This window comes from Sphingopyxis sp. GW821-FHT10B01 (assembly GCF_059415685.1).
On sequence record NZ_JBWKNS010000004.1, the window covers coordinates 185,592 to 204,381 of the forward strand.

The following is an 18,790-nucleotide window of genomic DNA, read 5'->3' on the forward strand; positions in this document are numbered from 1 at the left end:
GCGGCCAGACTCTGCAACGCCGCGTAAAACGACCGCGGCCCCCGCCTTCGCGGGGGCGACGTCGAGCTTGCCAACCATCCTGTCCCGCGTCACTCTCCCCGAAAACAGGGAGAGGCATATGCGGTTGAAGGTGGGGCTGCTCGGCGGTGGCAGCTGGGGGACGACGGTCGCATCGCTGGTGTCGCGCAATGCGCCGATCACCTTGTGGGCGCGCGATGCCGAAACGGTGGACGGCATCAACGCCGATAACGAGAATCGCAAATATCTTCCCGGAATCAAGCTGCCGGCACAGTTGCGCGCCACCGCGGACATGGCCGAGGTCGTCGCCAGCGCCGACGTGCTCGTCATGGGCGTCCCGTCGCACAGCTTCCGTGCGGTGCTGGAGGAGGCGCGCAACCATCTTCGCCCGTGGGTGCCGGTGATCAGCCTGACCAAGGGGCTCGAACTCGCCTCGGGCAAACGGATGACCGAGCTGATCGAGGAAGTGCTGCCCGGCCATCCCGTCGGCGTCCTCACCGGCCCCAATCTCGCGCGCGAAATCATGACCGGACAGGCGGCGGCGAGCGTCCTGTCGATGGAGGACGAGATCGTCGTCCGCGCGCTCCAGCCGGTGTTCCATTCGGGGCTGTTCCGCGTCTACACCAACACCGACCTGCTCGGCTGCGAGCTTGGCGGGGTGCTCAAGAATATCATCGCGATCGCGGTCGGCATGGGCGACGGGCTGGGGGCCGGCGATAACACGCGCTCGGCGCTGATGACGCGCGGGCTTTCGGAAATCACCCGGCTCGGCGTCGCGATGGGTGGCCGTGCGGAAACCTTCGCCGGCCTCACCGGCATGGGCGACCTCATCGCCACTTGCACCAGCCCCTTGTCGCGCAACCGTCACGTCGGGGTCGAACTCGGCAAGGGGCGCCCGATCGACGAGATCATCGCGGGCATGAACATGGTGGCTGAGGGCGTGAAGAGCGCGCCGACGGTGATCGCGCTGGCCGAACGCTATGGCCTCGACATGCCGATCGCGCGCGATGTGTATGACGTAACGCAGGGAAAACGCAGCGCGCAGGACGTGTTTCGCGGCCTTCTCCGCTCGGCCGTCGGCGACGAAGCACATCCCGGCTGAGCCTTTGTCGGCGATTCCACCGCCAGACGTGCCGAATCTCCGTCCGGCTGCGAAGAAATCGGCGCCTTGCTTCGTTGACTCCCTGACCGCTCCGCAAAGGGCGGGCAATCAGGAGATGGACGATGAAAAAATGGACCACCCTTGCCGCAATTCTGGCGCTCCCCGCCACCGCCGCCGTGGCCGCGGTTCCCTATGGTTCGCAGCCGCCGGGATTCGACGCGCCGCACATCCGCACCGCGCCGATCGCGGGTATCGTGAACCAGCAATGGTATAATTACAAAGCCGATATTCTCGAAGCCGAGAAGGAGCTGACCAGCGACCTTCGCCATTCGACCGACCGCGAGGACCGCTGGGACGCGTGGGATGAATGGGAGACCGAGGTGGTCGACGCCGACAAGGATTATGTGAAGGAAATGCGCAAGAAGGGCTATCGCAGCGGCCGCGTGACGGTCGGCGGCTAACCCCTGCCGGTTTCCCCGGAGCTTGCTCCGGGTCGCAGGGAAGGGCGGGCGTCATGGGGCGCTCGCCCTTTTCGCTATCCTTTCGTCGCCCCCGCCTTCGCGGGGGCGACGAAGATCCTAACTCGCTGGAAGTCGCCATCTGAGCTTCGAGGAGGTTCCAGAATTGCCTGATTCCCGCTGACTGACTCGATTGGCCTGCGACCGAAGTGGCTATTGGACTAGGTGCGCGGCGGTGGCGGCATAGGAGCCGAACCATGACGGATTTCGTAGTTGAGTTCAGCTGTTGCGAAATAGGATGCATTGTAGGAAATCGCATGTTCCCTTCTTGTTCTCTCCTCTGGTCCTTGGAGAGAACGAGAAAGGAAATCTCAGTGATAAATGCAGCCGTCCCCGTCGCGACCCAGGCAGAAGCCGAGGGTGGAATGATCAACGACAAAGCCATGACCCCTCTGCGGGTCAAGCAGGCGATTGACGCTCTTGGAGTGTCCCAAGATGTACTGGCCGCTCCGCTGGGTGCGGGAAGGGTCGGATATTCGGAGAATTTGGCCGGCGCACTCGATGCAGACGTCCTTGCCAAGCTCCGGGCGATTTCGGTGACACCCGACGAGGCTCTCGGTCCGGCGGAAAGCATCTCGGTAAATACGCTGCCGGCATTGAAGCGCATTCTGGACGCGGGCCGCCCGCTTCGTATCCCGAAAGGCTCCACCTATGTCGTCGAATATGATCCTGCGAGCGCCATTGGCGGGGGTGCTTATTCCTATGCCCTGAAGATACCCGACAACGCCGTGATCTTCTGCGAAGGCGGTACGATCAAGCTCGCCGACAACGCCCCCGACTGGTGCCGCACGGTTTCGTTCGAGGGCGCCGACAATGTCCGCGTCCATGGCATTCTCAAGGTCGACGGCAACGCCGCGAACGTCGCCGCTGGCAATGAGCATATGCACGGCGTGTTTCTGTTTAACACGACAAATTTCTATATCGAGGCGATCGACAGCCGCAATTGCTTTGGCGATACCGTTTATATTGGCGGCACGGACAACACGCGCGGGACGTGCGACGGCTACGTCGGTCGCGTCGTCGGCATCACGGCGGGCCGCAAGTGCCTGGCCGGTCAAGCTTTCGACAATGTTCATATCGGATCGGCGTGGCTCGACAATAGCCTGGGCGGCTCCACGCTGACGGGCAATGCTCCCGATACGACCGATGGCAATTGCCTCGATATCGAACCCGACAGCTTCGATGGGTCGGTGAAGAACCGTCTTATGATTGACGCGCTCTACACAAAGGGCTCCGGCAATGATTTCACGGCGGGAACAACCGCAACCAATGCCGACGCGATGGTCATCGATATCGGAAAGTGGGTATGCGATATCGTGCCCCGCCCGGGGGTACCGTGGCACACCCATTATGCGATCACTCTCAACATTGGAGATTTCAGCGTTTCGGGGATTACCGGGACCAGTGCGACGGCGGAGATATTCTATGCAGCGAGGCTCAACGTCGGCCGTCTGCATATCGCCGGAGGGCGGGCGGACGTGAACACGCCCTATGCAATCATTGCCTACAACGGCGCTGCCCCGTCGGTGAACATTGGCTACCTCTCGATTGCCGGCTCGGGGATTGGTTTCGAGAACCGCAACGGCATAGTGACGGTTGGTCACTATCGGGCCCGAACCGGGGGGGCGGCGTTCTGGAACCGCACGACCTCGACGACTCCCGGCGTCACGTCGGAGCTTTCGGTCGACCTACTCGATATGGAGGATGTTGGCGATCCGAACGGCCCAGGTTACGGCTTCCTTGTGTCGCAGGCGGGCGCCGTAGATCAGGTAACCCGCGTTGGTCATATCCGTTTCCGGGATACCCGAACGCCGAAGCTCAATTACGTCGGCCGCGTCGGCGCGGCGGCTTGCGCGGGCCTTGTTATGGGATCTGTGGACAATCAGACGAGCGTCACGCTGTTCGGCTTTGATGGGCCCGACAGATATTATCGCGTGTCGGGAGGAGGGCCCGGCGCTCCGGGGTCGTTTGTGTGCACGGGAGCTCCGGACGATATGATTGCTGCGCCTGCCGGATCAATGGCGCGCCGTACGGATGGAGGCTCGGGCACGACGACCTACGAGAAAGACAGCACTGGCTGGACGCCGCTGTAATGCTGACCTGAACTTGGGATTTCGCCGAGCCTTGGGATTTTCCCTTGTTGCGATCTCAGTTGCGATCTCACGCGACTAAGGGCTCGAGACGTGGCGGGGTTGGCAGGTCGAAGACATTTCCTGCTGATCGGTGGCGGTGCAAAAAAGCGCCGCCACTACCTATACGGAACCTATACAGAGTGACACTTCCCGTCATCGTAACTACAAAATCATCAGAAGCTTGTTCCGAGGCAGAACCGCATCACCCCGTCGGCCGCCGAGGCAACGACCCAAAGGTTGGTGACATCACGAGATGTGATGTCCGCCGCGCAAGCGCCAAAACTCCAGACCGGACCGACGGCTACTTGCCAGGAACATCGGTGCCCCCGCCTTCGCTGGGGCGACGGAGATTCTAACTCCCACCTTCCGCCAGCAAAGCTTTCGCCTCGGCACCCTGCCAGTCGATCGCGCCGACAACGCGCCAGATTTCGCGGCCTTCGGCGTCATAATAGATGCTCGTCGGCAGCGCGCTGTTCGCGGCGTCGAGCAGGCCGTTCTTCGGGTCGATATAGGGTTGCAGCGCTTTCATCCCGGCCTTCTGGAACCAGGGGTCGACGATTTCGGCGCCCTGCAGATCCTGTGCGACCGCGATCACCGTCATCCGGTCCGCGCTCTTTGCCGCGAGCGCGTCGAGCGTCGGCATTTCGGCAACGCACGGCGCGCACCACGTCGCCCACAGATTGACGAGCAACGGCTTCCCGCGAAACGAGGCCAGCGTCACCGGCGCATCGTCGGGACCGCCGAAGGTAACCGTGGGCGCCATCTTGCCCTTCTGGCTCCGGTCGACCTGATGCTGGAAATGGTCGACGCCGCCATCCTTCGCTTGGCCCGGCGAAATATTTGCTTGGCCTTCTGCCGCTTGCCCGCCCGATTGCTTTTCCCTATCGCAGCCCGCGATTGATCCGGCCAGAAACACGGCGAGGATCGCAAGATACGGGCTTGGAACGCGGCGGATGGCGAATACTCCGGATAGCAACAGCATGTGGGGCGGTCGCTTCGGTGGCGGACCCGCGGCGATCATGCAAGAGATTAACGCCTCCATCCCGGTCGACAAGCGTCTGTGGGAAGAAGATATCGCGGCCAGCCGCGCGCACGCCGCGATGCTCGGCGCCGCGGGCATCATCGGCGCCGACGATGCGGTCGTGATCGACCGCGGTCTCGCGCAGATTGCCGATGAATTCGCGCGCGACGGTGTCCCCGTCGACCTCGCGCTCGAAGATATCCACATGACCGTCGAATCGCGACTGAAGGAACTGGTCGGCGAGGCGGCCGGACGGCTCCACACCGCGCGCTCGCGCAACGATCAGGTCGCGACCGATTTCCGCCTGTGGACGCGCACCGCTTGCGAACGCATCGACGCCGGACTTGCCGCGATCCAGACCGCGCTATTGGAACGTGCCGAGGAACACGCCGACAGCATCATGCCCGGCTTCACGCATCTTCAGGTCGCGCAGCCGGTGACGCTGGGCCATCATCTGCTTGCTTATGTCGCGATGTTCGGCCGCGATCGCAGCCGTTTTGCCGATGCGCGCCGCCGCCTCAACGAATCGCCGCTCGGTGCCGCGGCGCTCGCGGGAACCAGTTTCCCCGTCGACCGCCACGCGACCGCCGCCGCGCTCAGCTTCGACCGTCCGATGGCGAACAGCATCGACGCCGTGTCCGATCGCGATTTCGCGCTCGAATTCTGCGCGTCGGCGTCGATTGCCGCGATCCACCTGTCGCGCCTCGCCGAAGAAATCGTGATCTGGGCCAGCCAGCCCTTCGGCTTCATCAGCCTGCCCGACGCCTGGTCGACGGGCAGCTCGATCATGCCGCAAAAGCGCAACCCCGACGCCGCCGAACTGGTGCGCGGGCGCGCGGGGCTGTTGCTCGGCGCGTTCCAGCGCCTCGCGGTGATCGTGAAAGGCCTGCCGCTCACTTACTCGAAGGATTTGCAGGACGACAAGGAAACCGTCTTCGGTGCTTTCGACGCGCTCGCGCTGTCGCTGGCGGCGATGACCGGCATGGTCGAAACGCTGACCTTCCGCACCGACCGCATGCGCGCGCTCGCTGCGTCGGGCTATTCGACCGCGACCGATCTCGCCGACTGGCTGGTCCGCGAGGCGGGGCTGCCGTTCCGCGACGCGCATCATGTCGTCGGTTCGTGCGTGAAGCGCGCCGAGGAACTGGGCGTCGAACTGTCGGCGCTACCCGAGGCGGATGCCGCGGCCATCCACGCAGCGGTCACCCCCGACGTGCTGGCGGCGCTCACCGTCGAGGCCTCGGTTGCCAGTCGCACCAGCTATGGCGGCACCGCGCCCGAACGGGTAAGGCAGGCGATAGCCGCGGCCCGCGCCGCGCTGGAAGGAACGATTTGATGGCGACCAAGCGCCTCATCATAGTGACGCTCGCTGCAACCGCGCTGCTCGGCGGATGCGGCGGCAAGGAAGATCTGAAACCCGTGGCAGGCCAGCCTGCCCCGGCGATTCCCGTCGGCGCGACCCGCGCCCCGACCACGGAGGAGCTTACGACGCCTGACGCGCAGGCCCGGCCCGCGCGCAGCGACGAACTTCTCAAACGGTCCGAACAGCGTGAACCCGACGATTTTGACTTGCCGCCTCCGGGCTGAGCTTAGGACTTTCATCCAATGAACCATTTTGAATTTCGTGACGGCGTCCTCCACGTCGAAGACATCCCCTTGCCGCGCATTGCCGAAGAAATCGGCACCCCTGTCTATGTCTATTCGCGCGCCACGCTCGAACGCCATGCGCAGGCGTTCCGCGACGGGCTGAAGGACGTTCCCCGCAAGCATCTCGCCTTTGCGATCAAGTGCAATCCCAACCTCGGTGTGCTGCGTGTCCTCGCGCGGCAGGGCTATGGCGCCGACGTCGTGTCGGGGGGCGAACTCGAACGCGCGCTTGCCGCGGGTATGGCGCCCGAAGACATCGTCTTTTCGGGCGTGGGCAAGACGCGCGCCGAGCTGGCGCAGGGCCTTGATCGCGGCATCGGTCAGTTCAACATCGAACATGAACCCGAAGGCGTCGCGCTCGCCGAGATCGCGCTCGCAAAGGAAATGACCGCGCCGGCGGTGCTGCGCGTCAATCCCGACGTCGATGCGGGTACGCATGCCAAGATTTCGACCGGCAAGGCCGACAACAAATTCGGTGTCGGCATCGACAGCGCGCCCGCCATCTTCGCTCGCCTCGCGGCGCTGCCGGGGCTCCAGATGCGCGGCGTCGCGGTCCATATCGGCAGCCAGCTCACCAGTCTCGACCCACTCGAGGCGGCGTTTGAACGCGTCGGCCGCCTCGTCGCCGACCTGCGCGCCGCAGGGCACAGCATCACCCATGTCGATCTCGGCGGCGGGCTGGGTGTGCCGTACAAGGCCGACGACAATCCGCCGAGCCCCGCCGAATATGGCGCGATGGTTGCGCGCGTGACCAAGGATTGGGACGTCACCCTGATGTTCGAACCCGGCCGCGTGATCGCGGGCAACACCGGGGTGCTCCTCACCGAAGTGCTCTGGGTCAAGCCCGGCGCGTCCACACCGTTTGTGATCGTCGACGCCGCGATGAACGACCTTGCGCGCCCCGCGCTCTACGATGCGTATCACGACTTTGTCGCGGTCAAGCCGAGCGGCGAGACGATGACGGCGTCGATCGTCGGCCCGGTGTGCGAGACCGGCGATACCTTCGCGCGCGACCGCACGACCGACAAGGTGGAGGAAGGCGACCTCGCCGTCTTCCGCACCGCGGGCGCTTATGGTGCAACGATGGCATCGACATACAACAGCCGCAGCCTCGTTCCCGAGGTGCTCGTCGACGGCGACCGTTATGCCGTCGTCGCCGACCGCATCGCCGCGGGCACGATCATGGCCGCCGAGCGCGTCCCCGACTGGATCGACTGAGGGTGGAGCAGCTTCCCATCTTCCTCAACCTGCGCGGCCGCACGGTCGTGCTGGTCGGGGAGGGGGAGGCGGCCGACGCCAAGGCGCGGTTGATCGCGCGCGCCGGCGGACGGATCGTTCCGGACTGGGAAGCGGGCGCGACCATCGCCTTTGTCGCCCTCGATAGCGACGGCGAGGCGCGCGCGGCCGCCGCCGAACTCCGTGCGCGCGGTCTGCTCGTCAATGTCGTCGACCGGCCCGACCTCTGCGATTTTACCACCCCCGCGATCGTCGACCGCGCGCCGGTCACGATCGCGGTTGGCACCGGCGGCGCATCGGCAGGGCTGGCGAAGGCGGTGCGCCAGCGCATCGAGGCGCTGCTGCCCGCGCGGTTGGGCGCGCTCGCCGCAGCGCTTTTCGCCGCGCGCGCCGCGATGGCCGCGCGCTGGCCGGCCGCCGCCGACCGCCGCCGCGCCATCGACGCTGCGCTGGCCCGGGGCGGAACGCTCGACCCGCTCGATGGCGACGCGCCGGACAAGGTCGAACGCTGGTTGGCCAGCGAAACCGCAATTCAGCCGCCGCGCCTCGAAACGATCCGCCTCGCTAGCGCCGACCCAGACGATCTCACCCTCCGCGCCGCGCGCCTGCTGGGTGAGGCCGACCATATTTTCCACCCGGCGAATATTCCCACGGCGACCCTCGATCGCGCCCGCGCCGATGCTGTGCGGCACGTCATGGATGCAGCGCCGGCTGCTCTGCCGACGGGACTGTCGCTCTGGCTGGAAATGCCCGCGATTTCTGACGACGGCTAGCGACCGATTGCTGCCGATAGAGATGTGTGCCCCGGCGAAAGCCGGGGTCCAGAAGCCTGACGCGGACCTCGCGTGTTTCCGCATGGGCCCCGGCTTTCGCCGGGGTGCACAAGTGGCAGCTTTCCACCTTTAAGCGGCCCGCAACTAAGGCGCGATCGCCAGCCCGTCGCCATTCTTCCCCGCCGCGATCCGGCGCAACATCTTACCGCTGGCGACGTCGATTTCGGCGACCTTGTCGTGCCCGGTCTCGGCCGCATAAAGCCGCTTCGAATCGGCGCTGAACAGCAATGTCACCTGGCCCTTCGCGGCCTCGCCCGACACATTGATCGTCCGCACCGGCGCGCGCGTTTCGGCATCGAACAGGCTGATCGTGCCGCTCGCGATATTGCTCGTCGCGACCAGTCTGCCGTCGGGGCTCGCCAGCACGCGGATTGCGACCGGATCGACCGGCTGCTCGGCGATCTTCCTGCCCTTCTTCGTATCCCAGATTTGCACGCGCGGCGCATCGAGGTCGCCGACCCACAATTCGCGCCCGCCGCGGGTCAGCGACAGCCCCTCGGGTTTGCCGCCAACCGCGAAATCGCGCAGTTTCTTCGCCGTCTTCAGGTCGAGCACGCTGACCGTCCCCGATCCGATGTTGGCGGTGTAAGCGGTGCGGTTGTCGGGCGCGACGACGATCATGTGCGTGCCCTTCTGCCCGGTCGAAATCGAGGTGACCTTGCCGCCCGGCGCGACCACCGCAACCGAATCGCTGCCCTCGGTCGTCGCGACCAGCCGCCCGTCGGACAACCAGAGCAGCCCGTGCGGCCGCTGATTCGGGCTGAGGTCGATTGTCCGGACCTTCGTCCGCCCCGCGACCTCGAACACATCGATCGTCGTGCTGCCATAGGCGACGACCGCGGCTTGCTTGCCGTCGGGGGAAATCGCAATTTCGTGCGGCATCTTGCCAGTCGGCAGCCGCGCGAGCTCTTCGCCCGAGCTGAGCGCGATGACGCTCAGCGTGTCCTCGCCCTTGTTACCGACGAGCAGCGTCTCGGCCGCAGCGGGTGCGGCGAGCAACAGGACGCAAAAGGCGGCGGCGATCGTGCGGCGCATGGCAAGTCTCCCGGTTTCGATGGCGCCACCCTATCCCCGTCACTGGCCGCGGCAACCCCGCTTCGACCGGCAACATGGGCGCGATTACGATAAGTTAACTGGGAAGCGCGCGTCCGGCTTCCTAGCCTTGTCGCCGGCGGCAGGTTGCGCCGCCGGTCAGGAACAGGAGTGGGACTATGAATTTGCCAGCCATCGATATCGAGATGTTGCCGTTGCTCGACACCTCGGTCGGCCTGTTCGGCTCGCTCGCCGGCGAAGGCGCGTCGGGACCGTCGATCTTCGAACTCAGCGTGACCATCGCGCTCGTCATCTACGACTGAGCGGCGGCGGGAACGGGCGGGATCTCCAACCCGCGCCCATCCGTTCCCGCGCTTTTTGCCATGCCCGCCATGCTCTCCCGTCACGATCATTTTCCCCGCGCCGATACCGCGCGCCGCACGGCGATGCGCCTCGCCGCCGCCGATCTCGACGCCGCCTGGACGGCCGCGGATACCGCGTCCGACGGTTTGATGGCCGCCATGGACGCGGTCGCCGATCTCCCCGCGGGCATCGCGATCGCGCGCCTCTTGCCGTGGCTCTCCGACACGGGCTGGCTTTGCCGCCGGCTCGACGCGGCACAGGCGCTGATGGCCGCCGACCCGTTCGCCCGCCCGCCGCTGCGTCCGGTAGGCGGCGGCGATAGCGGCTGCGGCGGGCTGATCCTCGCCGATCGCGGCGTAGTCCGCCTGAGGCTCCAACTCCGGCCGTTCGCGGCGCGCGCAAATGCCGCAGCCAACGCGCTCTTCGTCCCCGGCCATGCCGCCCTTTGCGTGCTTCGTCCGGGCGGCGCATTCCTCTGCGAGCATCGGGTCGCGGTCAGCCCCGCCGAGGACGCCGGCCAATTCACCGCGGCAACCGCCGCACCCTGCCATAGCCGGCCACCGCGTCCGCTGTGCGCGGGCGAAACGATCCTGCTCGACACCGCCCGTCAAAGCTTCACGCTTGCGGGCGGCGACGGCGATGTGCTGCTCCTCGAACTCACCGTCCAGCCACCGTCGCGGCTTCCCATTCGCGCCTATGATCTCGCGAGCGGCCGGCTGACCCATGTCAGCGCCTCGCGCCGCGACAGCAGCTTTCGCCAGATGGCGCTCGCGCTGCTGCGCCATCTCGGCCGCTCCGACGCCGCGCCGCTTTTCGTGGCGGAAACCGCGAGCGAGGATTTTGCCGCGCGCTGGCACGCGATGCGCGAGTTGATCGCGCTCGACCCCGCGGCGGCGCGCGCACCGCTCGCGGATGTGGCGGCATCCGACCCGCATCCCGAGGTTCGCTGCACCGCTGCGGCGACGCACGCGTTGATCTTCCCGCCCTCCGGTGAGACGGGGCGGGAGGGGGGTGGAAGTCCGGGGCCTTGCACGGGCCCGGTACCTTCCACCCCCGAAACCCGAGGCGAACCGGCGGACGTGGCATGCCCCGCCTGATCGACCCGCCCAAAGGGCCGCCCCTCGACCTCGACGAAGTGGCTGCGCGGCTCGACGAAAGCGGCGTCGACCTGACCGACGATGACAGCATTGCGCGCTGCGCCGACCTGCTCGCAGGCCTCCAGCGCAACCCCGATTTCCTCGCCCATCGCGTCATCGCCGCGCTCACGGCGAGCTACGCCGACCAGCTCGAAATCAACCTTTATTCGGCGCAGGTCTTCCTCCTCCACCGCAGCCCGCGTGGCTATTACCTCCGCGCGAACATGTGGCCCTCGGCACGCGACGCCGCTTTGGCGACCAGCGGCCCCGCGGCCTTCGCCTATGGCGTGCCGCACGATCATAATTTCTCGTTCCTGACGGCGGGCTACTTCGGTCCCGGCTATGTCAGCGACCATTATGAGGTCGACCCCGAAGCCGTCGACGGCCGCCTCGGCGAGCCGCTGGACCTGACATTCATCGAGCGCAGCAGCCTAAGCCAAGGCAAGATGCTCCTCTACCGCGCCCACCGCGACATCCACAGCCAGCTGCCCCCCGAAAGCCTCTCGGTCAGCCTCAACATCATGGACGAGGGCGATCACGTCCCCTGGCGCGACCAATATATCGTCGACCTCGAGCACGGAACGATCGCCAAGCGCCCGACGCTGACCAGCGGCGAAATGCTGCTCCGCTGCGCGGTGCATTTGACGGATAACGGGAAGGATCTGGCCGAGCAGTTCGCGAAGACGCATCCGGTGCCGCGGGTGCGCGCGAATGCGATGGCGGCGCTGGCGGCGGTGGAGGAGGGTGCGGGAAGGGAAGCGGTGCTGGAGCGCGGGCTGCGCGATGGGGATGCGCGAGTGCGGGACGATTGTGCGAGGTGGCTGAATTCTAGCGCGGACCTTAGTGCTTAAAGCAATATTCCCTGTGCCAACGGACAAATTGGGCGTGCGGACGATCTGCTTCGCGAGTTGGCGTTAATGCTCTGCCGCTCGAGTTGATAATTGAACGAATGCCGTCCGGGTCATTGACCTGTCGCGACACTATGATGCGCAAGTCGTCGTCCAGTCCTATCAAGCCTCGGTCGAACATCCAATGCGCTGTGCCAGAAAGAGCAAGGCCGTTGCTGACGATATCGGGGCCATTCGCTTCGACGGGACGGATATGTGCGGCTTCCGCTTCAGCCCTGCCGCCGCCGTTGATCAACTTTAGGCCCGTTACGGCACAGCGCTCGCCGTAGGCGCGCAACACGATCTTCCGAAAAACGCGGTCACGAACAATACGCGACACGATCATCGAAACACGCGGCCGCGCTTCGTCGAAAACAAACTGCGCGCGTTCTTCGCGGACGGCTTGGTCGATGGCGGCGAGATCGGTTCGTGGGAGAAGCAGGTTTTCGTCTGCGAGGCCGGCATCTACAATGCGACCAAAATCACTCGTTGATAGCCCGCGAACAGCAGCTTGCGCGCGCCCTGAAATCCCTCCGGCTTCGTTGAGGACGCCGCGCTCGATAGGGCCGTTGCTATCGGCGAATGGAACAGGCGTTGCAAAGTCAAGATAACTGCCGGGCTCGATCAACGCGAGATACATCCCGGGCGTCGATGGATCCGGAATGATTTGTTCTATCTTGGCGACAGCGTAATAGCCTCTGGTGTTGGCCACTTTGCGCGGTTCATAATAGACGATCCAATCGTTGATGCAGGCTTTTGCTCGTTCGAGATACTGTTTGGGAAACTGATAGCGCTCCGCCGGCGTGTCGTCGTAGATCGAATCGGATCGATGAATGAATACGCCAAATCCCATGCGTATTGATACCTTGCTAGCTGCGAATACGATACTGCATTTGCTGGGATGCAGAGCGTGAAATCTAAATGCAAACAAAGCCTTTCCTACATTATCCTGCCATGCCAGCCTCCGTGCTGGCTCTTTGACTCCGTAGAAATCTGCTATTGCCTCTGACTCCGGGCGTGCGCGAAACATTGCAGCTAGGTGCAACCTTCGCGATCTTTCACCCGTGCGCGCTGTGGACGATCTTCGCGACCTTTGCCCCGCCGCTAAAGCGACAAAGGAGACAGTTTTGCACCATATGTCGGTATCCTTTGTCCCCTTAAGGCTACAAAAGCCCCAAAACCGACCCGCACATGCGGGGCTTTTGTGGCTTTAAGACCCTGCTGACAGCGGCGCTTTCGCCTGCTAGTGCGCCCCGCATGACCACGCCTTTGTCCCATATCCGCAATTTTTCGATCATCGCGCACATCGATCACGGCAAGTCGACGCTCGCCGACCGGCTGATCCAGTTCACCGGCGGGCTCACCGCGCGCGAGATGTCGGCGCAAGTCCTTGATAATATGGATATCGAGAAAGAGCGCGGGATCACGATCAAGGCGCAGACGGTGCGTCTTGCCTATAAGGCGCACGATGGCGAGACCTATCAGCTCAACCTGATGGACACGCCCGGCCACGTCGACTTCGCCTATGAAGTGTCGCGGTCGCTCGCGGCGTGCGAGGGTGCTTTGCTCGTCGTCGACGCGGCGCAGGGGGTCGAGGCGCAGACACTGGCGAACGTCTATCAGTCGATCGAGCACGACCATGAAATCGTGCCGGTGATCAACAAGATCGACCTGCCCGCGGCCGACGTCGACAAGGTGAAGGCCGAGATCGAGGATATCATCGGGCTGCCGGCCGACGACGCGGTGCTCGCCAGCGCCAAAGCCGGCATCGGCATCGAGGAAGCGCTGGAAGCGATCGTCACGCGCATCCCGCCGCCGAAGGGCGACGCGACCGCGCCGCTCGTCGCGATGCTCGTCGACAGCTGGTACGACCCCTATCTCGGCGTCGTCATCCTGATCCGCGTCATCGACGGCGTGCTGAAAAAAGGCCAGCAGATCAAGTTCATGCAGGCCGGCACCACGCACCTGATCGACCGCGTCGGCTGTTTCACGCCCAAGATCGAGCAGCTCAGCGAGCTCGGCCCCGGCGAAATCGGCTTCATCACCGCGCAGATCAAGGACGTCGCGCAGGCGCGCGTCGGCGACACGGTGACCGACGCGAAGAAGCCCGCAGCGAAGGCGCTGCCGGGGTTCAAGGAAGTCCAGCCCGTGGTGTTCTGCGGCATGTTCCCGACCGACGCGAACGACTTCGAAAAGCTCCGCGAGAGCATCCAGAAGCTCCGCCTCAACGACGCGAGCTTCTCGTTCGAGATGGAAAGTTCGGCCGCGCTCGGCTTCGGCTTCCGCTGCGGCTTCCTCGGCCTGCTCCATCTCGAGATCATCCAGGAGCGGTTGACCCGTGAGTATGACCTCGACCTGATCACCACCGCGCCGTCGGTGGTATACAAGCTCAAGCTGGGTCATACCAAGAATGAGGCGGCGAAGGAGATCGAGCTCCACAACCCCGCCGACATGCCCGATCCGAACCGCATCGACGAGATCGAGGAGCCTTGGATCGAGGCGGTGATTTACGTCCCCGACGAATATCTCGGCCCGATCCTGAAGCTGTGCCAGGACCGCCGCGGGGTGCAGAAGAATCTGACTTACGTGGGCGGCCGCGCGCAGATCACCTATGAACTGCCGCTCAACGAAGTCGTGTTCGATTTCTATGACCGGTTGAAGAGCATCAGCCGCGGCTATGCCAGCTTCGACTATCACCAGATCGGCCACCGCCCTGGCGACCTCGTCAAGATGAGCATCCTCGTTAACAACGAGCCGGTCGATGCGCTGAGCATGATCGTCCACCGCGGCACCGCCGAGACGCGCGGCCGCGGCATGTGCGAGCGGCTGAAAGACCTGATCCCGCGCCACATGTTCAAGATCCCGATCCAGGCCGCGATCGGCGGCAAGGTGATCGCCCGCGAAACCATCGCCGCGCTGCGCAAGGATGTGACCGCCAAATGCTATGGCGGCGACGCGACCCGCAAGAAGAAGCTGCTCGAAAAGCAGAAAGAGGGCAAAAAGCGGATGCGCGAATATGGCAATGTGAACATTCCGCAGGAGGCGTTTATTGCGGCGCTGCGGATGGGCGACGACTCCTAGCCAGCGCCTATATCTCTATGACGATCCGTACTTTCGACGGCGTGGTGCCTGCGGCGTGGGCAATTTCGGCGCGCATGCGGGTGACAAGATCGGCGAGATGGTCGCGCCCCGGCGGGCTGTCCCGGCTCAGCAATTCGGCGGGTGAGGTGCCGAGCAGGTCGGCCAGTTCCTGCAATCGCGCCAGCCGTGGCCGAGACCGGCCTTGCTCCCAATAACAGATTGAGGTGACGGTGACGCCAAGGCGTTCGGCGAGATCGGTCTTGCTAAACCCCTTCGTCCGCCGCAGCCGCGCTAGACGGTCTCCGAGACCTTCGAAGCTCGCGGCCTCTGAAATATCATCTGGCGGAGCATGGATCATCGACCTGCAACCTTTCAGACTTGGATGTGCAACAATTACCAAGTTAAAGCCGGTTCGGCTTTCAACATCTCACCGATTTCGTGGCGGTAGCTTTACCCATAGTGGCGGACGGATTGCGGGCTGCCCACTCCTTGCCTATCGTGCCGGACTTGGAGGTCGCGATGACCGGAACGGACAGGCAGACGCAAAGCCAGGCAGCGCGGATCGAAGAGATTGCGGTGCACAGCAGGTTGAACGACGGCACCGCGGTATCTCTGCGCACGATCAGGCCTGACGACGAGGACCGGATCCGTGAGGGAATCGCCAAACTGTCAGCCGAATCGCGTTACCTGCGTTTTTTCTCCCCGGCGCCGGTGTTGCCCGAAGCTGTGGTACACCGGTTGGCCAATGTCGACGGGCACGACCATATCGCCTGGGGTGCTCTGTGCAGCGACTGTCCAGGCCGGCCAGCGATCGGTGCGGTGCATGCGGTGCGCCACCGGCATGACGGACCGGTGGGCGAATTTTCGGTCGCGGTGCTCGACGAATTCCAAGGCCGGGGTCTCGCGCGGATGATGACCGCGGCTCTGCTTGTCCACTGCCGCCTGGAAGGACTTGCTGAACTCGATGTTCACATCCTGTCCGGAAATGTGGCGGCGAAGAATTTGGTGAAATCGATGGGCGCGGAATGGACCGGCGAGTCCGCGGGGGTTGCCGAATATCGGCTCGATGTCGCGGCGGGGATCGAAGCGCTGCGCACCGATACCGACGCGCCCGGAGTGCAGGACGTGCTGCAGGCGCTGGAGGGCGCGTCCTAGTCCCCCCCGCCGCCTTGGGTCGCAGGTGGCGACGGGAGGGTGGTCCGTGAAGCGGTTCGCTGAAAGCGTGTTCCCGTCCCGAATTGAATCCATAATCGCAATTGCTGGGGCGGGCGGTGATCGCGATCACAGGCTGCAAAAAGGGCCGTGCACGACGAAGGGCGCCGGAGTTTCATTCCAGCGCCCTTAATCTGCCCATTTTTTGGGGGGGCAGCCCTTACTTCTTGGCAGGATCCGCCGGTTTGGCGCCGGTTTCCGACGGCGCGATTTCGCCATTATCGTCCATCGCGTTGGCCTTTTCCTCGCCAGCGGCTTCAACGGCGTCGGCCTTTGCCTCAGTTGCTTCCTTCGCCGCGCCTTCGGGCATTGCGTCGGCCTGCGCGTCGATCGCATCGGCCTTGGCTTCGGCCTGATCTTCGACCTTGTCGGCGGCCGGACTCTGGCACGCGCCGAGAGCGAGGGCCGAGGTGGCGGCGAGGGTAATGAACATCTTGCGCATAATAGAGTGACTCCCAAAGTTGACTCCGGGGCTTAACGCGGGGTGAACGCAAGGGTTGCAATCAAATCGTCATACTGTTGTAATATCATAAAAAAAGAGGGCGCTCGAAGCGCCCTCTCCCGTTTATCCGGTCCGGTCCCGTTGCTCAGAAGCGCTGTTGGCGTTCATAGAGGTCACGGTAGTGCTGGATGCGCGTCACGCGCAGCCCCGGCATGCCGCTGCGATCGATCGATCGCTGCCAGCCGGCAAATTCCTCGAGTGTCAGGCCATAACGTTCGCACACTTCGTCGACGGTCAATAGCCCGCCGTTAACGGCCGCGACGACTTCTGCCTTGCGGCGAACCACCCAGCGGGTCGTCGACGGAGGGGGCAGTGAGTCCAGCGTCAGCGGTTCCCCCAAGGGGCCGATGACCTGTGCGGGCCGGATTTTCTGATTCTCGATCATAGTCATTCCATGGTTTCTACGTCGGGGGGGAATTGTTCCGACGCGTTTTGCTCTAAATGAGAGGGGCTCAACATCGGCTGAAACCCTCTGGTAAACAGGCTGTTCATAGTTTCGGGCAGGGCGTTCACATCGTCGGATAAATCGAAGAAACGAACGACCCGGGGTGCCTTTTGTTCCACCGCACGGCGGGTGCCGCCCAAAATATGGCTCAGCGCGTTAAGAGTCGCCAAATGGGCTTCGCGATTCGCCTGCGCCCGCAACAGGCGCACGGTCGGCAACAAGGCCTGGCGCGCGCTGGAAACGGCCATGATGATGTCGAAGCCGGGCTTCGACAATCTGGCCGCACCGGCGATGCGTGGAAGTTCGGAGGGAGCGAAGTTCATGAGACCCGTCTAGCGAAGACGGCCTAAGGTCCAGTAAATGCCTATTTCATGGCTTGTTAGCGAAGCTTAACCCCTGTCAATATATTGACGCCGAGCGCGGAAAAGCTGGCATTTTTGCCTTTGTATCCCTAGATGACGCATCATATGGCGACATTGCTTTCTTCTCCTGCGGGGCTTGCCCAGGCCGACTTTCAGCTCGCGCAGCCGCTAAAGGATCGGCGAATCGTGGTCGCGATGTCGGGCGGAGTCGATTCGAGCGTCGTTGCCGCGCTTGCGGCGCGCTCGGGCGCCGAGGTGATCGGTGTGACGTTGCAGCTGTACGACCATGGCGCCAAGGCAAAGCGCGTCGGCGCCTGCTGCGCGGGGCAGGATATCCGCGATGCCCGCGCAGTCGCCGACCGATTGGGTTTCGCGCATCATGTCTATGATCATGAAAGCCGTTTTCGCGACACCGTGATCGACCAGTTCGCCGACGAATATCTGAACGGCCGGACGCCGATCCCCTGCGTACGTTGTAATATGGGGGTGAAGTTCACCGACCTGTTCCGTCTCGCCAAGGAATTGGGCGCCGACTGCCTTGCTACCGGTCATTATGTCCGGCGCGTGAGGGGGCCTGCGGGGGCCGAGTTGCACCGCGCGGTCGATCCGGCGCGCGACCAGAGCTATTTCCTGTTCGCGACGACGCAGGATCAGCTCGATTTTCTGCGCTTTCCCTTGGGCGGACTCGAGAAAAGCGTCGTGCGCGAAATCGCCCGAGACCTTGGTCTTGGCGTCGCCGGCAAGCCCGACAGCCAGGACATCTGCTTTGTTCCCGATGGCGACTATGCGACGCTGGTGCGCAAATTGCGTCCCGAAGCCGACGATCAGGGCGAGATCGTCCATGTCGATGGCACGGTGCTGGGCGCACATAAGGGGCTGATCCACTATACGGTTGGCCAGCGGCGTGGGATTGAGATCGGCGGGCAGGCAGAGCCGCTTTATGTTGTCCGCCTCGACGCCGGAGCGAAGCAGGTAATCGTCGGCCCGCGGAGGGCGCTTGCTGTGTCGGGCGCGCGGCTGGGCGAAGCGAACTGGCTTGGCGTGGTCGACGGGCGCGACGTACTCGCCAAGGTGCGCAGTATGGCGCGACCGGTCCCGGCACGCGTCGCGGGTGAGCGGCTGATCTTTGCGACGCCCGAATATGGTGTCGCGCCGGGGCAGGCGGCGGTGCTTTATGATGCAGCGAACGAGAGCCGCGTTCTGGGCGGTGGCTGGATCGAAGAAACCTTCGCCGCAGAATAGATTGAACTTTTCGCCCCGATG

The 18,790-nt window shown here is 64.2% G+C and carries 20 protein-coding genes; 13 read left to right on the plus strand and 7 right to left on the minus strand.

Going from position 1 to position 18,790, the window contains the following annotated elements; all coding sequences use genetic code 11:
- Positions 1 to 118 precede the first annotated feature (118 nt).
- From AC07NV_RS13580 to AC07NV_RS13590, 3 genes are all read left to right on the plus strand, one after another.
- Positions 119 to 1,120 carry an NAD(P)H-dependent glycerol-3-phosphate dehydrogenase gene (locus AC07NV_RS13580; RefSeq protein ID WP_495166895.1) on the plus strand — a complete coding sequence of 334 codons (1,002 nt, stop codon included), beginning with the start codon at positions 119 to 121 and terminating at the stop codon, positions 1,118 to 1,120.
- A gap of 122 nt (positions 1,121 to 1,242) precedes the next feature.
- Positions 1,243 to 1,581: a hypothetical protein gene (locus AC07NV_RS13585; protein ID WP_495166896.1), complete on the plus strand. Its 339-nt coding sequence runs from the start codon at positions 1,243 to 1,245 to the stop codon at positions 1,579 to 1,581.
- A gap of 254 nt (positions 1,582 to 1,835) precedes the next feature.
- Positions 1,836 to 3,731: a hypothetical protein gene (locus tag AC07NV_RS13590; RefSeq protein WP_495166897.1), complete on the plus strand. Its 1,896-nt coding sequence runs from the start codon at positions 1,836 to 1,838 to the stop codon at positions 3,729 to 3,731.
- 391 nt (positions 3,732 to 4,122) lie between these two features.
- On the opposite strand, the gene AC07NV_RS13595 is transcribed toward AC07NV_RS13590, so the two are convergent.
- A complete protein-coding gene (locus tag AC07NV_RS13595) occupies positions 4,123 to 4,752 on the minus strand; it encodes a TlpA family protein disulfide reductase (RefSeq protein ID WP_495166898.1) in 630 nt (209 codons plus the stop codon).
- Here AC07NV_RS13595 and argH point away from each other — a divergent pair.
- Genes argH through AC07NV_RS13615 form a run of 4 tightly spaced genes read left to right on the plus strand, consistent with a single transcriptional unit; the run spans position 4,751 to position 8,447 of the window.
- Positions 4,751 to 6,127 carry an argininosuccinate lyase gene (gene argH, locus AC07NV_RS13600; RefSeq protein ID WP_495167273.1) on the plus strand — a complete coding sequence of 459 codons (1,377 nt, stop codon included), beginning with the start codon at positions 4,751 to 4,753 and terminating at the stop codon, positions 6,125 to 6,127. The two genes, AC07NV_RS13595 and argH, sit on opposite strands and share 2 nt — an antisense overlap.
- The gene (locus AC07NV_RS13605; RefSeq protein WP_495166899.1) at positions 6,127 to 6,378 is read left to right on the plus strand and encodes a hypothetical protein; all 252 of its coding nucleotides are present in this window, start codon (positions 6,127 to 6,129) and stop codon (positions 6,376 to 6,378) included. Before argH ends, AC07NV_RS13605 begins: the two co-directional genes overlap by 1 nt.
- A gap of 18 nt (positions 6,379 to 6,396) precedes the next feature.
- Complete coding sequence (gene lysA / locus AC07NV_RS13610; RefSeq protein ID WP_495166900.1) at positions 6,397 to 7,656, plus strand: diaminopimelate decarboxylase; 1,260 nt, start codon at positions 6,397 to 6,399, stop codon at positions 7,654 to 7,656.
- A 2-nt stretch (positions 7,657 to 7,658) separates the two neighbouring features.
- The gene (locus tag AC07NV_RS13615) at positions 7,659 to 8,447 is read left to right on the plus strand and encodes a precorrin-2 dehydrogenase/sirohydrochlorin ferrochelatase family protein (protein WP_495166901.1); all 789 of its coding nucleotides are present in this window, start codon (positions 7,659 to 7,661) and stop codon (positions 8,445 to 8,447) included.
- A 144-nt stretch (positions 8,448 to 8,591) separates the two neighbouring features.
- Here AC07NV_RS13615 and AC07NV_RS13620 read toward each other — a convergent pair whose 3' ends face one another.
- Positions 8,592 to 9,542, minus strand: a complete 951-nt coding sequence (locus AC07NV_RS13620) for a YncE family protein (RefSeq protein ID WP_495166902.1) — start codon at positions 9,540 to 9,542, stop codon at positions 8,592 to 8,594.
- 176 nt (positions 9,543 to 9,718) lie between these two features.
- Here AC07NV_RS13620 and AC07NV_RS13625 point away from each other — a divergent pair, with 176 nt between their 5' ends.
- The 3 genes from AC07NV_RS13625 to AC07NV_RS13635 all read left to right on the plus strand — a co-directional run bounded on the left by AC07NV_RS13625 (position 9,719) and on the right by AC07NV_RS13635 (position 11,889).
- The gene (locus AC07NV_RS13625) at positions 9,719 to 9,862 is read left to right on the plus strand and encodes a hypothetical protein (RefSeq protein WP_495166903.1); all 144 of its coding nucleotides are present in this window, start codon (positions 9,719 to 9,721) and stop codon (positions 9,860 to 9,862) included.
- 69 nt (positions 9,863 to 9,931) lie between these two features.
- Positions 9,932 to 10,999: a HEAT repeat domain-containing protein gene (locus AC07NV_RS13630; RefSeq protein ID WP_495166904.1), complete on the plus strand. Its 1,068-nt coding sequence runs from the start codon at positions 9,932 to 9,934 to the stop codon at positions 10,997 to 10,999.
- Positions 10,987 to 11,889, plus strand: a complete 903-nt coding sequence (locus tag AC07NV_RS13635; protein ID WP_495166905.1) for a transposase — start codon at positions 10,987 to 10,989, stop codon at positions 11,887 to 11,889. Before AC07NV_RS13630 ends, AC07NV_RS13635 begins: the two co-directional genes overlap by 13 nt.
- Here AC07NV_RS13635 and AC07NV_RS13640 read toward each other — a convergent pair.
- On the minus strand, positions 11,879 to 12,778 hold the full coding sequence (locus AC07NV_RS13640) for an HNH endonuclease (RefSeq protein ID WP_495166906.1): 900 nt from the start codon (positions 12,776 to 12,778) through the stop codon (positions 11,879 to 11,881). The two genes, AC07NV_RS13635 and AC07NV_RS13640, sit on opposite strands and share 11 nt — an antisense overlap.
- A gap of 404 nt (positions 12,779 to 13,182) precedes the next feature.
- On the opposite strand from AC07NV_RS13640, the gene lepA reads away from it, so the two are divergent.
- The gene (gene lepA, locus AC07NV_RS13645; protein ID WP_495166907.1) at positions 13,183 to 15,006 is read left to right on the plus strand and encodes a translation elongation factor 4; all 1,824 of its coding nucleotides are present in this window, start codon (positions 13,183 to 13,185) and stop codon (positions 15,004 to 15,006) included.
- Between the two features lie 7 nt (positions 15,007 to 15,013).
- Here the strand turns inward: lepA and AC07NV_RS13650 are convergent, their stop codons facing one another.
- On the minus strand, positions 15,014 to 15,364 hold the full coding sequence (locus AC07NV_RS13650) for a helix-turn-helix domain-containing protein (RefSeq protein WP_495166908.1): 351 nt from the start codon (positions 15,362 to 15,364) through the stop codon (positions 15,014 to 15,016).
- A 161-nt stretch (positions 15,365 to 15,525) separates the two neighbouring features.
- Between AC07NV_RS13650 and AC07NV_RS13655 the strand changes: the two genes are divergently transcribed.
- Positions 15,526 to 16,161 carry a GNAT family N-acetyltransferase gene (locus AC07NV_RS13655; RefSeq protein ID WP_495166909.1) on the plus strand — a complete coding sequence of 212 codons (636 nt, stop codon included), beginning with the start codon at positions 15,526 to 15,528 and terminating at the stop codon, positions 16,159 to 16,161.
- A 217-nt stretch (positions 16,162 to 16,378) separates the two neighbouring features.
- Here the strand turns inward: AC07NV_RS13655 and AC07NV_RS13660 are convergent, their stop codons facing one another.
- The 3 genes from AC07NV_RS13660 to AC07NV_RS13670 form a co-directional block, all read right to left on the minus strand.
- Positions 16,379 to 16,660 (minus strand): hypothetical protein, encoded by a 282-nt coding sequence (locus AC07NV_RS13660; RefSeq protein ID WP_495166910.1) that lies wholly within the window; start codon positions 16,658 to 16,660, stop codon positions 16,379 to 16,381.
- A 145-nt stretch (positions 16,661 to 16,805) separates the two neighbouring features.
- Positions 16,806 to 17,105 (minus strand): DUF1153 domain-containing protein, encoded by a 300-nt coding sequence (gene sciP / locus AC07NV_RS13665; RefSeq protein ID WP_495166911.1) that lies wholly within the window; start codon positions 17,103 to 17,105, stop codon positions 16,806 to 16,808.
- A 2-nt stretch (positions 17,106 to 17,107) separates the two neighbouring features.
- Complete coding sequence (locus AC07NV_RS13670; protein WP_495166912.1) at positions 17,108 to 17,488, minus strand: hypothetical protein; 381 nt, start codon at positions 17,486 to 17,488, stop codon at positions 17,108 to 17,110.
- Between the two features lie 144 nt (positions 17,489 to 17,632).
- Between AC07NV_RS13670 and mnmA the strand changes: the two genes are divergently transcribed.
- Positions 17,633 to 18,769 (plus strand): tRNA 2-thiouridine(34) synthase MnmA, encoded by a 1,137-nt coding sequence (mnmA, locus tag AC07NV_RS13675; protein ID WP_495166913.1) that lies wholly within the window; start codon positions 17,633 to 17,635, stop codon positions 18,767 to 18,769.
- Positions 18,770 to 18,790: the final 21 nt, after the last annotated feature.

Excerpts from the sequence above, each read along its gene's own strand:
- AC07NV_RS13580 (WP_495166895.1), top strand. The coding sequence starts at position 119 with ATGCGGTTGAAGGTGGGGCTGCTCGGCGGTGGCAGCTGGGGGACGACG.
- AC07NV_RS13585 (WP_495166896.1), top strand. The coding sequence starts at position 1,243 with ATGAAAAAATGGACCACCCTTGCCGCAATTCTGGCGCTCCCCGCCACC.
- AC07NV_RS13590 (WP_495166897.1), top strand. The coding sequence starts at position 1,836 with ATGACGGATTTCGTAGTTGAGTTCAGCTGTTGCGAAATAGGATGCATT.
- argH (WP_495167273.1), top strand. The coding sequence starts at position 4,751 with ATGTGGGGCGGTCGCTTCGGTGGCGGACCCGCGGCGATCATGCAAGAG.
- AC07NV_RS13595 (WP_495166898.1), bottom strand. The coding sequence starts at position 4,752 with ATGCTGTTGCTATCCGGAGTATTCGCCATCCGCCGCGTTCCAAGCCCG.
- AC07NV_RS13605 (WP_495166899.1), top strand. The coding sequence starts at position 6,127 with ATGGCGACCAAGCGCCTCATCATAGTGACGCTCGCTGCAACCGCGCTG.
- lysA (WP_495166900.1), top strand. The coding sequence starts at position 6,397 with ATGAACCATTTTGAATTTCGTGACGGCGTCCTCCACGTCGAAGACATC.
- AC07NV_RS13620 (WP_495166902.1), bottom strand. The coding sequence starts at position 9,542 with ATGCGCCGCACGATCGCCGCCGCCTTTTGCGTCCTGTTGCTCGCCGCA.
- AC07NV_RS13625 (WP_495166903.1), top strand. The coding sequence starts at position 9,719 with ATGAATTTGCCAGCCATCGATATCGAGATGTTGCCGTTGCTCGACACC.
- AC07NV_RS13630 (WP_495166904.1), top strand. The coding sequence starts at position 9,932 with ATGCTCTCCCGTCACGATCATTTTCCCCGCGCCGATACCGCGCGCCGC.
- AC07NV_RS13635 (WP_495166905.1), top strand. The coding sequence starts at position 10,987 with ATGCCCCGCCTGATCGACCCGCCCAAAGGGCCGCCCCTCGACCTCGAC.
- AC07NV_RS13640 (WP_495166906.1), bottom strand. The coding sequence starts at position 12,778 with ATGGGATTTGGCGTATTCATTCATCGATCCGATTCGATCTACGACGAC.
- lepA (WP_495166907.1), top strand. The coding sequence starts at position 13,183 with ATGACCACGCCTTTGTCCCATATCCGCAATTTTTCGATCATCGCGCAC.
- AC07NV_RS13650 (WP_495166908.1), bottom strand. The coding sequence starts at position 15,364 with ATGATCCATGCTCCGCCAGATGATATTTCAGAGGCCGCGAGCTTCGAA.
- AC07NV_RS13655 (WP_495166909.1), top strand. The coding sequence starts at position 15,526 with ATGACCGGAACGGACAGGCAGACGCAAAGCCAGGCAGCGCGGATCGAA.
- AC07NV_RS13660 (WP_495166910.1), bottom strand. The coding sequence starts at position 16,660 with ATGCGCAAGATGTTCATTACCCTCGCCGCCACCTCGGCCCTCGCTCTC.
- sciP (WP_495166911.1), bottom strand. The coding sequence starts at position 17,105 with ATGATCGAGAATCAGAAAATCCGGCCCGCACAGGTCATCGGCCCCTTG.
- AC07NV_RS13670 (WP_495166912.1), bottom strand. The coding sequence starts at position 17,488 with ATGAACTTCGCTCCCTCCGAACTTCCACGCATCGCCGGTGCGGCCAGA.
- mnmA (WP_495166913.1), top strand. The coding sequence starts at position 17,633 with ATGGCGACATTGCTTTCTTCTCCTGCGGGGCTTGCCCAGGCCGACTTT.